The organism is Actinoplanes sp. NPDC051405 (assembly GCF_055586185.1).
This window is the reverse complement of record NZ_JBVJIR010000005.1, coordinates 198,392-209,891: the sequence shown is the minus strand read 5'-3', so window position 1 is coordinate 209,891 and position 11,500 is coordinate 198,392. Positions and strand designations below refer to the sequence as shown.

Here is an 11,500-nt window from a genome sequence, read left to right as displayed (position 1 = left end):
CTCTTCCCCCCCCCCCCCCCCCCCCCCTCCTTCCCCCCCCCCCCCCCCCCCCCCCCCCCCCCCTCCCCCCCCCCCCCCCCCCCCCCCCCCGCGACCACCGACAGACCTACCCCGCCGAGGCCGATCACCACGACCGAGTCACCCTCGGCGACCCGCGCGGTGTTGCGCACCGCTCCGGTGCCGGTCAGCACCGCGCAGCCCAGCAGGGCCGCGCTTTCCCAGGCCAGTTCATCCGGTACGGGGATGACGGCCCTCTCCGGCACCACGACCTGCTCGGCGAAGGCGCCCAGCCCCAGCGTCACGTGCACCGGCGCGCCGTCCAGGGTGCTGCCGTTCTCCAGCGCCGCCACGTTCGCCGTCGAGCACAGCCACGGCTCGCCGTGCGTGCAGAACCAGCATTCGCGGCAGGGCGGTGACCAGTTCAGCGCCACGTGGCTGCCCGCGCGTACCCGGGTCACCCCGGCGCCGGCCTCCACCACCTCGCCCGCCGCCTCGTGCCCGAGGACCAGCGGGTGCGGCGGGCTCAGCGTGCCGTTGACCATGGACAGGTCGGAGTGGCAGACGCCGGCCGCGCGGATGCGGATGCGGACCTGGCCGGGGCCGATCTCGGGCAGGCGCAGCTCCTCGACCGCGGGGGCCGTGCCGGCCTCCCGGACGACCAGGGCCTTGATGTAAGAGGTCACCGCTGAATCGCTTTCGTCTGCTGGAATTCGCTGAGGCCGTACGCGCCGAGCTCGCGACCGAGGCCGGACTGCTTGTAGCCGCCGAACGGGGCCACCGGGTTGAACGAGCCGCCGTTCACGTCGACGGCGCCCGTACGCATCCGGCGGGCCACGGCCAGCGCCCGGTCCGGTGAGCCCCACACGCCACCGGCCAGACCGTACTTCGAGTTGTTGGCGATCTCCACCGCGTGGTCGTCGTCGTCGAACGGGATGATCGACAGCACCGGGCCGAAGACCTCCTCCTGGGCCAGCTCGCTCGCCGGGTCGACGTCCGCGAAGACGGTCGGCGCGACGAAGTAGCCCTTGTCCGGGACCGGGGCGTCACCGGCCACCTGCCGCGCGCCGGCGCGGGCGATAAAGCCCCGGACCCGCTCGCGCTGCGCCGCGGACACCAGCGGCCCGAGCCGGGTGCCCTCGTCGAACGGGTCACCGGTGGTGTACGCCGAGGCGGCGGCCGCGGCGAGCTCGACCGCGGAGTCATAGTGGTTGCGGTGCACCAGCATCCGGGTCCACGCCGTGCAGGTCTGGCCGGAGTTGAGGAAGGCGTTGCCCACGCCCACCTTGACCGCCTTGGTGAGGTCGGCGTCCTCAAGGATGACGTTGGCCGACTTGCCGCCGAGCTCCAGGGCCACCCGGGCGATCCGGTCGGCGGTGGCGTGGGTGATAGCCCGCCCGGTCGCGGTCGACCCGGTGAACGACACCATGTCCACGTCCGGGTGCCCGGCGATCGCCGCGCCCACCACCGGTCCGGTGCCGGGCACCAGGTTGAGCACCCCCGGCGGCAGCCCGGCCTCGTCGGCCGCGTCGATCAGCAGGTACGCCACCAGCGGCGTCAGCTCACTGGGCTTGAGCACCACCGCGCAGCCGGCGGCCAGCGCAGCCGCCACCTTGGCGACGACCTGGTGCAACGGGTAGTTCCACGGGGTGATCGCCCCGACCACGCCGACCGGCTCGTGCACGATCAGGGAGTTGCCGATGGTCTCCTCCGGCACCGGCTGGGCGGCCAGGTCGGCGTACCCCCGGAGGACCGTGAGCGGCAGTCCCGCCTGGACCGCCTTCGCGACCTTGAGCGGCGTGCCCAGCTCGAGCCCGACGGTGCGGGCGATGTCGCCCGCGCGGGCGGCGAGCGCCTCGTGCAGCTTGCCCAGCACGGCGCCGCGTTCGGCCATCGGCGTCTCGGCCCAGCCGGGGAAGGCGGCCCGGGCGGCCGCGACGGCCCGGTCCACGTCCTCGGCGGTGCCGGCGGGCACGTGGCCGAGGATCTCCTCGGTCGCCGGATTCTCCACCGGGATGGTCTGGGTGCCCGCGGAAGCCGTCCAGGCCCCGTCGAGGTAGATCCTGTCGCGGGAGAGGGTCATGTCAGGCTCCCTTTCAACGTATCCAGGCGCGCCTTGAGCGCGTCCAGGCCGGTGAGGACGGTTTCCAGGCCGAGGGCGAACGCGCCTTCGTCGACGCTGCGCCGGTGTTCGGCCAGCAGGTGGGCATCGCGCAGGTGCGGGTAGCGCTCGGCGTACAGCTGGGGGTCCTCGTCGAAGCCTAGGGCGAACGAGCCGAGGGCCGCACCGGTGACCAGATAACGCATCACGGCGCCGATGTGGGTGGCCCGGGCCGGCGGCCAGCCGGCGGCTATGAGGCCGCCGTAGACGGTGTCGGCCATGGCCAGCGCGGCCGGCCGGCGGCCGGGGCCGTGGGCCAGGACGGGCACGATGTTGGGGTGGGCGGAGAGCTCCGCGTGATACGAGTACGCCCAGAGCCGCAACGCCTCGCGCCAGTCGCGGCCGGCGAAGAAGGAGACGTCCACCCGGGCCACCACCGCGTCGGCGACCGCGTCCAGGATCTCGGCCTTGGTCGGGAAGTGGTTGTAGAGCGACGGGCCGGCCACGCCGAGCTCGGTGGCGAGCCGGCGCACGGAGACGGCCTCGAGGCCTTCGGCGTCGACCAGCTGGCCCGCCACCTCGACGATCCGCTCTCGGCTGAGCAGGGTGTGCCGGGGCCGGGCCATTTAACGCTCCTGAAACTCTGGACGGCACAAAACTTACACCGCTAGTTTTATCACGTGGACTTTCAACTCAGCGACGAGGAGCGGGCCGTTCGCGACACCGCCCGTCAATTCATCACCCGCGATGTCATGCCGCTGGAGCAGGAAGCTCTGCGGCGCGAGCGCAACCACCAGCTCGGGCTGGAGCGCAGCGAGCTGCGCGAGTTGCAGCTCAAGGCGAAGAAGTTCGGCTTCTGGGGCCTGTCGACCCCGGAGGAGTACGGCGGCATGGACCTCCCCGCGGTCCTGCAGTCGCTGATCTGGACCGAGGTCGGCCGCACGTTCGTGCAGTTCAAGTTCGGCGGCGAGGCCGACAACATCCTGTATTACGCCAACGACGCGCAAAAAGCCGAGTACCTGGTGCCGACCATCGAGGGCGACCGGATCTCCTGCTTCGCGATCACCGAGCCGGGCGCCGGCTCGGACGCGGCCAACATCAAGCTCAGCGCCCGCCAGGACGGTGACGACTGGATTCTCAACGGCGAGAAGACGTTCATCACCAACGGCAACGACGCGGACTTCGTCATCGTCGTGGCGGTCACCGACAAGGAGAAGGGCGTGCGCGGCGGTGGCACGACCGCCTTCCTGGTCGACCGGGACATGGGCTGGCGCTCGGAGTTCATCCAGACCATGGGGGAGGGCGGCCCGGCCGCGCTGATCTTCGACAACGTCCGGGTGCCGTCGCGCAACATCCTCGGCGAGATCGGCCAGGGCTTCGAGCTGGGCATGAAGTGGATCGGCAAGGGCCGCTACCTGATCCCGTCGAACGCGGTGGGCATCGCCGAGCGGGCCCTGGGCATGGCGATCGAGTACGCCAACACCCGCGAGACCTTCGGCCGCACGATCGGCTCCAACCAGGCCATCCAGTGGATGATCGCCGACTCCGAGGTGGAGCTGGAGGCGGCCCGCTGGCTGATCCTCAAGGCCGCCTGGACGGTGGACCAGGGCTGGGACCCGCGGCACGCGTCCTCGATGGCCAAGCTGTACGGCGCCAACATGGTCAACAACGTGGTCGACCGGGTCATGCAGATCCACGGCGGCATGGGCTACACCCGCGAGCTGCCGATCGAGCGCTGGTACCGCCAGGTCCGGCTGATGCGCATCTACGAGGGCACCGACGAGATGCAGCGCCTGATCATCTCCCGCGACCTGCTGCGCGGCTACACCAAGATCGGAGGGCACCTCGCATGACGATGTTGTCGCTGGCCGCTGTGCTGGCGGAGGCCGCCCGGCGGTATCCGGAGAAGGTCGCCGTCGTGGACCACGCCGAGCGGATCAGCTACCGCGACCTCTGGCAGCAGTCCCTGGCGTATGCGGCCGGGCTGCGGGAGCTGGGCATCGGGCCGGGTGACACCGTCGCCGTGCTGGTGCCCAACGTGGCCGACTTCCCCCGGGCGTACTACGGCGCGCTGGCGGTGGGCGCCCGGATCGTCCCGGTCCACCTGCTGCTCACCCCGGACGAGATGGCGTACGTCCTGCGCGACAGCCGGGCCGACCTGCTCGTGTCGCACTCCAGCCAGCTGAAGACGGCAATGGCCGCCGCGAGCATCTCCGGCACGCGAGTGGCCAGTGTCGGCCCGATGCCGCCGGGCGTGCCCGACGCTCCGCCGCGGCTGGAGGAGGTGTCGGCCGCCGTCCCGCCGCTGCCGACGTACGTGAGCCGCGAGGCCGAGGACGTCGCGGTGGTGTTCTACACCAGCGGCACCACCGGGGAGCCCAAGGGCGCCCTGCTCACCCACCTCAACCTGGTCATGAACGCGACCGTCAACGTCTTCGACGCCAACGAGGTACGCGCCGGCGACGTGGTCCTGGGCTGCCTGCCGCTGTTCCACACCTTCGGCCAGACCGTCGGCATGAACGGCACCTTCCGGCTCGGCGGGACGCTGGTGCTGCTGGCCCGCTTCACCGGCGAGGCCGCGATCGACCTGATGGTCCGGGAGGGGGTGACCATCTTCCACGGCGTGCCGACGATGTACATCGGCCTGCTGGAGGCGGCGGCGAAGGCCGACAAGTTGCCGGAGCTGCGGGTCTGCGTGTCGGGCGGGGCGTCGCTGCCGGTGGCGGTGCTGGAGCGCTTCAGCGAGACCTTCCACTCGACGGTGTTCGAGGGCTACGGGCTGTCCGAGACCTCACCCACCGCGACCACGAACCAGCCGGCGTTCGGCACCCGGGCCGGCACCATCGGCCACCCGATCTGGGGCGTCGAGGTGGAGATCGCCCGTGCGGAAGTCGACGAGCGCATCGAGCTGTTGCCCACCGGCGAGCTCGGCGAGATCGTGATCCGCGGTCACAACGTCTTCGCCGGCTACCTGAACCGGCCCGAGGCCACCGCCGAGGCGGTCGTCGACGGCTGGTTCCGCAGCGGTGACCTGGGCACCAAGGACGCCGACGGGTTCATCACGATCGTCGACCGCAAGAAGGACCTGGTGATCCGGGGCGGCTTCAACGTCTATCCCCGCGAGGTCGAGGAGGCGCTGGCCCGCCACCCGGCCGTCGTGCAGGTCGCGGTCATCGGCGTGCCGGACCCGGTGCACGGCGAGGAGATCTGCGCGGTCGTGGTGCCCGATCCGGGCGGCATCACCGAGCAGGAGCTGATCGACTGGTCCCGGGAGAAGCTCGGCAAGCACAAGTACCCGCGGCAGATCCGCTTCGTGGAGGCGCTGCCGATGGGTCCCAGTTTCAAGGTGCTCAAGCGCGAGCTACGCCGCACCTTCGGCCAGTAGCACCGGCAGTTCCGCGACGATCGGCCTGTCCGCCGGCAGCCAGGGCACACTGTCCAGCTCGTCGGCGGCCAGCCAGCGCATCGCCGTGTGTTCGAGGGCGCGCGGCTCGTCGCCGTTCAGCAGCGTCACCGTGAAGACGCGCAGGACGGCGCGGCCGTGCGCCAGCGGCACGTCCGGCCCCACCCGGGCCCCGACGGCCACCCGTACGCCCAGTTCCTCCGCGCATTCGCGGGCCAGCGCCTGAGCGTCGGTCTCCCCGGCCTCGACCTTGCCGCCCGGGAACTCCCAGCGCCCGGCGACCTCCGGCGGCGCGGAGCGCTCACAGGCGAGCACCCGGCCGTCCTGCACGATCACTGCCGCAACAATCACCCTCGGTGACGGACGGCCGTTGACGTGGCGTTCATGGGACATGAGCCAAGAGCGTGCCACAAAACTTGACCGATCAGGTTGAACGATGCGTCCCGATCGTCACGAGAACACGGATATGTGGGCGTGGACATAGTTGACGGGGAAGACAAGACTGTGAGCACCGACCATGACGACACGGCGACAGTTTGGCCACAAGCCGGCAACGACGCCAGGGAGGTGCGGCCATGCGGGGCAGGAAACTACGGGGTACCCGCTCCGACTACTTGAGTGACGCGCTCGCGGTGCTGGGCGGGTGGACCCAGGACGGGGTCCAGCTCAAGCGCATCCTCGCCTGTGACGACAGCCAGCATGCCGCTCTGACGGAGCGGATCAAGGTCGCCGCCGACACGTTGCGCCTTCGGCCCAGCATCCGGCGCATGGACGGTCACACCCAGATCCTGCTCGGCGCGTCCGACGGCGAGACCATCACCGACGGTGAGGTCACCCTCGCGGCCCGGATCGAGGACGCGTACCGCACAGTGGTGGGGCCTCAGTAACCTCGGGATCATGACGGCGCCGATTTACGACAGCAAGGGCCAGCTTCAGCAGATCGAGAGCGGCCTGCTCGAGGGTGAACAGATCATCGCGGTGTACGACGCGGTCGGCGCCGGCACCGGCTTCATCGGGCTCACCACCCGTCGCGTGATCATCCAGGACAAGTCCTTCGTCGGGAAGCGCTTCGCGATCACCAGCATCCCGTACTCCAAGGTCAGCAGCGTGAGCGTGGTGAGCAACAAGAGCTGGGCCGGGCAGTTCTTCTCGACCGGCACCATCGCGATCAGCGTGGGCACGCACACCTACGAGGTCGAGTTCCGCGGTTCGGAGAAGACCCAGCACGTGCACAACGTGATCCTGCACTACGCGTCCTGACGCGTTCTTTCGTCATCGCGATGCGTCGCCCACGTCGGGCGGCGCATCTTTTTGTTGTAGTCGACGAAAGTCCATGCCGTTGTGTCAAAAGTATGGACAGTCGCGCGAGAAGTTACTAACGTTTGCTCACTGTTACATGTTGGTAACACGCGACGTGGTCATTCCCCGGGCCGCGCCACAACCTGGCAATTCCCCTACGTCAGGAAAGGGACGGTCACCCCATGTCCCCAAGACATCGACGCATGCCCAGACTTCGATACGCCGCCGGCGCGGCCCTGCTCGTCGCCGCGAGCCTGGTCGCCACCGCCGCGCCGGCCGCGGCCCACGACATCAACCCCGCCGACTTCCAGCAGGTCACGCTGGCCAAGGGCGTCGCCGAGGTGGGTGAGCCGATGGCCATCGCGGTGCTGCCCGACTCCTCGGTGCTGCACACCGCCCGCAACGGCACGCTGCGGCGTACCGACAAGAACGGCACCACCACTGTGGTCGGCACCCTCGCGGTCTACGGCCACGACGAGGAAGGACTGCAGGGCGTCGGGGTCGACCCGGGCTTCGCCACCAACCGGCAGATCTACCTGTACTACGCGCCGCCGCTGAGCACCCCCGCCGGGGACGCCCCGGCCAGCGGCTCGGACTTCTCCGCCTGGAACGGTGTCAACCGGCTCTCCCGCTACACGCTCAACGCCGACTTCACCCTCAACACCGCCAGCAAGGTCGACGTGCTCGACGTGCCGGCGAGCCGTGGCCTGTGCTGCCACGTCGGCGGGGACATCGACTTCGACGCGGCCGGCAATCTCTATCTGTCCACGGGGGACGACACCAACCCGTTCGAGTCCGCCGGCTACTCGCCGCTGGACGAGCGCACCGACCGCAACCCCGGATACGACGCGCAGCGCAGCGCCGGCAACACCAACGACCTGCGCGGCAAGGTGCTGCGGATCAAGGTGAACGCGAACGGGACGTACAGCGTCCCGGCGGGCAACCTGTTCGCACCGGGCACGGCGAACACCCGTCCCGAGATCTACGCGATGGGTTTCCGCAACCCGTTCCGGATGAGTGTGGACAAGGCCACCGGCGTCGTCTACCTCGGTGACTACGGCCCGGACGCCGGCTCCTCCGCCGCCAACCGCGGGCCCAGCGGCCAGGTCGAGTTCAACCGGATCACCAGCCCGGGCAACTACGGCTGGCCGTACTGCACCGGCAACAACACCAGCGCCGAGACCTACAACGAGTGGAACTTCGCCAACGGCACCACCGGCGCCAAGTACGACTGCGCCGGCGGGCCGACGAACAACTCGTTCCGCAACACCGGCCAGAGCAAGCTGCCGCCGGCCCGGGCGGCCTGGATCCGGTACGCGGGCGACGCCGGCACCCCGCCCGAGTTCGGCGGCGGCTCCGAGTCCCCGATGGCCGGCCCGGTCTACCGCTACAACGCGAACCTGAACTCCCCCACCAAGTTCCCCGCCTCGCTGGACGGCCACTTCTTCGCCGGTGAGCTCGGCCGCGGCTGGATCAAGCCGATCCACGTGGGCACGGACGGCTCGGTGGGCGAGATCTCGTCCTTCCCCTGGGTCGGCAAGCAGGTGATGGACATGGCGTTCGGCCCCGAGGGCTCGCTGTACGTCCTGGACTACGGCACCGGCTACTTCAACGGCGATGTCAACTCGGCGCTGTACCGCTTCGACTACCTGGCCGGCTCCAACCGGGCACCGACCGCGGTGGCCGGCGCGAACCGGACCTCCGGGCAGGCACCGCTGGCCGTGACGTTCTCCTCGGCCGGATCGTCCGATCCGGAGGGTGGCGCGCTGACGTACTTGTGGAACTTCGGTGACGGCACCTCGTCCACCGCGGCCAACCCGACCAAGACGTACACGGCCAACGGGACGTACCAGGTGACGCTCACCGTGCGGGACCCCGAGGGGCTGACCGGCACGGCCGACGTGACCATCGGGGTCGGCAACACCGCCCCCACGGTGACGATCAACAACCCGCCCAACGGCACGCTTTTCTCCTACGGCGACAGCATCCCGTTCTCCATCACCGTGACCGACCCGGAGGACAGCTCGATCAACTGCGCGAACGTCAAGCTGACCTACGTGCTGGGCCACGACAGCCACGGTCACCAGATCACCTCGCAGAACGGCTGCACCGGCACCATCACCATCCCGGTCGACGGTGAGCACGACTCGGCGGCGAACATCTTCGCGGTCTTCGACGCCGAGTACACCGATGCCGGCGGCCTGACCACGCACACCCAGCACACGCTGCAGCCGCGGCACCGGCAGGCCGAGCACTTCAAGACCTCGTCCGGGGTGGACAAGTTCACCAAGACGCCGGCCGAGGGCGGGCAGACCGTCGGCAACATCAACAACGGGGACTGGATCGCGTTCGAGCCGTACCGGCTCAGCGGAGTCACCTCCTTCACCGCTCGGGCCTCCTCCGGCGGGGTGGGCGGCACATTGCAACTGCGGACCGGCTCGGCCACCGGCCCGATCGTCGGCTCGGCCCCGGTGCCGGTGACCGGCGGCTGGGAGACGTTCGTCGACGTCACCGGTACGGTCTCCGGCGCGCCGAACACCACCGGCCCGCTGTACCTGACCTTCGCGGGCGGCACGGGCGCTCTGTTCGACCTGGACGCGTTCACGCTGAACGGGTCCGCGGCCCGCGCCGGCCCGATCGTCGGGCTGGCCGGCAAGTGCCTCGACGTGGCCGGCGGCGCCACCGCCGACGGTACGAAGATCCAGCTCTACACCTGCAACGGCAGCGCGGCGCAGACCTGGACCGTCGCTGCCGGCAGCACGGTCAAGGCTCTGGGCAAGTGCCTCGACGTGGCCGGGGGCGCCACCGTCAACGGCACCAAGGCGCAGCTCTACACCTGCAACGGCAGCGCCGCGCAGACCTGGGCCGCGAACGCCGACGGCAGCCTGCGCAACCCGCAGTCGGGCCGATGCCTCGACGTCAGTCAGAACAGCTCGGCCGACGGGCAGCAGATCCACATCTGGGACTGCCTGGGCGCCGCCAACCAGAAGTGGGTGTTGCCATGATCGGCAAAGTGCTAACCGCCCTGCTGTTGATCCCGGCCTCGGTCGCGATCGCCTCCCCGGCCGCCGCCGCGGACGACCCCTACGACGTGCTGGTGTTCTCCAAGACCGCCGGCTTCCGGCACGACGCCATCCCGGCCGGCATCCAGGCCATCCGGACCCTGGGCGCGGCCAACGGTTTCTCGGTCACCGCGACCGAGGACGCGGCGGCGTTCACCACGGCCGGGCTGGCCAGCTACGAGGCCGTCGTCTTCCTAAACACCACGGGTGACGTGCTCAACGCCACCCAGCAGACCGCCTTCGAGGGCTACATCCGCGGCGGTGGCGGTTACGTCGGCGTGCACGCCGCGGCCGACACCGAGTACGACTGGCCCTTCTACGGTCAGCTGGTCGGCGCGTACTTCGCCTCGCACCCGGCGATCCAGCCGGCCACCGTGGTGGTCGAGGACCGCGCCCACGCGGCGACCGCGCACCTGCCGCAGCGCTGGAACCGCACCGACGAGTGGTACAACTACCGCACCAACGCCCGCTCCACGGCCCACGTGCTGGCCACTCTGGACGAGAGCTCGTACTCGGGCGGCGGGATGGGCGCCGACCACCCGCACGTGTGGTGCAAGACCTACGAGGGCGGCCGGTCCTTCTACACCGGCGGCGGCCACACCATCGAGTCGTACGCGGACCCGGCCTTCCGGGCCCACCTGCTCGGCGGCATCCGGTACGCGGCCGAGGCCAGCAACGCCGACTGCCGCCCGGAGACGGGTTACACGCCGCTCTACAACGGCTCCACCGCCGGCTGGTCGCAGGCCGGCCCGGGCGCCTTCACCAACAGCGACGCGACCCTCACCTCGACCGGTGGCATGGGCCTGTTCTGGTACAGCCAGAAGCAGTTCACCAACTACTCACTGAAGCTGGACTGGAAGCTGGCCGGCGACGACAACACGGGCGTCTTCATCGGCTTCCCGCCGTCGACCGACCCATGGTCAGCGGTGAACAACGGCTACGAGGTGCAGATCGACGCGACCGACGCCGCCGACCGCACCACCGGCGCCGTCTACACGTTCAAGTCGGCGGATCTGGCGGCCCGCGACGCCGCGCTCAACCCGCCTGGCGAGTGGAACACCTACGAGCTGCTGGTCGAGGGCGAGCGGCTGCAGGTCTTCCTGAACGGCACGAGGATCAACGACTTCACCAACACCGACCCGGTGCGCTCGCTGGCCGGGCACATCGGACTGCAGAACCACGGTGACGGTGACGACGCCGCCTTCCGCAACGTCCGGATCAAGGAGCTCGGCGGCACCCAGCCGCCGCCCGCCGGCACCGGTCCGATCGTCGGGCTCGCCGGCAAGTGCCTGGACGTGGCCGGCGCCGGCACCGCCGACGGCACCAAGATCCAGCTCTACACCTGCAACAACAGCAACGCGCAGAAGTGGACCGTGACCGCGAACGGGCCGGTCAAGGCGCTGGGCAAGTGCCTCGACGTGGCCGGTGGTGCCACGGCCAACGGCACCAAGGCCCAGCTCTGGACCTGCAACGGCTCGGGCGCGCAGGTCTGGTCGGCGCAGCCCGATCAGACTCTGCGCAACCCGCAGTCGGGCCGGTGCCTGGACGTGAGCCAGAACAGCTCCGCCAACGGCCAGCAGATCCACATCTGGGACTGCCTGGGTGCGGCGAACCAGAAGTGGACGTTGCCTCAGTAGT

The 11,500-nt window shown here is 70.1% G+C and carries 10 protein-coding genes; 6 read left to right on the top strand and 4 right to left on the bottom strand.

The window, feature by feature from the left end:
* The 3 genes from ACZ6S4_RS13660 to ACZ6S4_RS13650 all read right to left on the bottom strand — a co-directional run.
* The coding region (locus ACZ6S4_RS13660; protein ID WP_465475234.1) for an alcohol dehydrogenase catalytic domain-containing protein at window positions 1-683 on the bottom strand (683 nt) is incomplete at its 3' end.
* Window positions 680-2,080 (bottom strand): aldehyde dehydrogenase family protein, encoded by a 1,401-nt coding sequence (locus tag ACZ6S4_RS13655; protein ID WP_465475233.1) that lies wholly within the window; start codon window positions 2,078-2,080, stop codon window positions 680-682. The genes ACZ6S4_RS13660 and ACZ6S4_RS13655, both read right to left, overlap by 4 nt.
* Window positions 2,077-2,724 (bottom strand): TetR/AcrR family transcriptional regulator, encoded by a 648-nt coding sequence (locus tag ACZ6S4_RS13650; protein ID WP_465475232.1) that lies wholly within the window; start codon window positions 2,722-2,724, stop codon window positions 2,077-2,079. The genes ACZ6S4_RS13655 and ACZ6S4_RS13650 overlap by 4 nt, the downstream gene beginning before the upstream one ends.
* 54 nt (window positions 2,725-2,778) lie before the next feature.
* Here ACZ6S4_RS13650 and ACZ6S4_RS13645 point away from each other — a divergent pair, with 54 nt between their 5' ends.
* The gene (locus ACZ6S4_RS13645) at window positions 2,779-3,951 is read left to right on the top strand and encodes an acyl-CoA dehydrogenase family protein (RefSeq protein WP_465475231.1); all 1,173 of its coding nucleotides are present in this window, start codon (window positions 2,779-2,781) and stop codon (window positions 3,949-3,951) included.
* Window positions 3,948-5,483 (top strand): long-chain-fatty-acid--CoA ligase, encoded by a 1,536-nt coding sequence (locus ACZ6S4_RS13640; RefSeq protein WP_465475230.1) that lies wholly within the window; start codon window positions 3,948-3,950, stop codon window positions 5,481-5,483. The genes ACZ6S4_RS13645 and ACZ6S4_RS13640 overlap by 4 nt, the downstream gene beginning before the upstream one ends.
* Here ACZ6S4_RS13640 and ACZ6S4_RS13635 read toward each other — a convergent pair.
* Window positions 5,460-5,894: a (deoxy)nucleoside triphosphate pyrophosphohydrolase gene (locus tag ACZ6S4_RS13635; protein WP_451909919.1), complete on the bottom strand. Its 435-nt coding sequence runs from the start codon at window positions 5,892-5,894 to the stop codon at window positions 5,460-5,462. The genes ACZ6S4_RS13640 and ACZ6S4_RS13635 overlap by 24 nt on opposite strands.
* A gap of 182 nt (window positions 5,895-6,076) precedes the next feature.
* On the opposite strand from ACZ6S4_RS13635, the gene ACZ6S4_RS13630 reads away from it, so the two are divergent.
* From ACZ6S4_RS13630 to ACZ6S4_RS13615, 4 genes are all read left to right on the top strand, one after another.
* Complete coding sequence (locus tag ACZ6S4_RS13630) at window positions 6,077-6,388, top strand: pterin dehydratase (protein WP_360545238.1); 312 nt, start codon at window positions 6,077-6,079, stop codon at window positions 6,386-6,388.
* 10 nt (window positions 6,389-6,398) lie between these two features.
* Window positions 6,399-6,761 (top strand): PH domain-containing protein, encoded by a 363-nt coding sequence (locus tag ACZ6S4_RS13625; RefSeq protein ID WP_125812592.1) that lies wholly within the window; start codon window positions 6,399-6,401, stop codon window positions 6,759-6,761.
* Between the two features lie 242 nt (window positions 6,762-7,003).
* Window positions 7,004-9,805 (top strand): PQQ-dependent sugar dehydrogenase, encoded by a 2,802-nt coding sequence (locus tag ACZ6S4_RS13620; protein WP_465475229.1) that lies wholly within the window; start codon window positions 7,004-7,006, stop codon window positions 9,803-9,805.
* Entirely contained in the window at window positions 9,802-11,499 is a 1,698-nt protein-coding gene (locus ACZ6S4_RS13615; protein WP_465475228.1) for a ThuA domain-containing protein, read from the top strand. Before ACZ6S4_RS13620 ends, ACZ6S4_RS13615 begins: the two co-directional genes overlap by 4 nt.
* Window position 11,500 lies beyond the last annotated feature (1 nt).

Excerpts from the sequence above, each read along its gene's own strand:
- ACZ6S4_RS13655 (WP_465475233.1), bottom strand. The coding sequence starts at position 2,080 with ATGACCCTCTCCCGCGACAGGATCTACCTCGACGGGGCCTGGACGGCT.
- ACZ6S4_RS13650 (WP_465475232.1), bottom strand. The coding sequence starts at position 2,724 with ATGGCCCGGCCCCGGCACACCCTGCTCAGCCGAGAGCGGATCGTCGAG.
- ACZ6S4_RS13640 (WP_465475230.1), top strand. The coding sequence starts at position 3,948 with ATGACGATGTTGTCGCTGGCCGCTGTGCTGGCGGAGGCCGCCCGGCGG.
- ACZ6S4_RS13635 (WP_451909919.1), bottom strand. The coding sequence starts at position 5,894 with ATGTCCCATGAACGCCACGTCAACGGCCGTCCGTCACCGAGGGTGATT.
- ACZ6S4_RS13630 (WP_360545238.1), top strand. The coding sequence starts at position 6,077 with ATGCGGGGCAGGAAACTACGGGGTACCCGCTCCGACTACTTGAGTGAC.
- ACZ6S4_RS13625 (WP_125812592.1), top strand. The coding sequence starts at position 6,399 with ATGACGGCGCCGATTTACGACAGCAAGGGCCAGCTTCAGCAGATCGAG.
- ACZ6S4_RS13620 (WP_465475229.1), top strand. The coding sequence starts at position 7,004 with ATGCCCAGACTTCGATACGCCGCCGGCGCGGCCCTGCTCGTCGCCGCG.
- ACZ6S4_RS13615 (WP_465475228.1), top strand. The coding sequence starts at position 9,802 with ATGATCGGCAAAGTGCTAACCGCCCTGCTGTTGATCCCGGCCTCGGTC.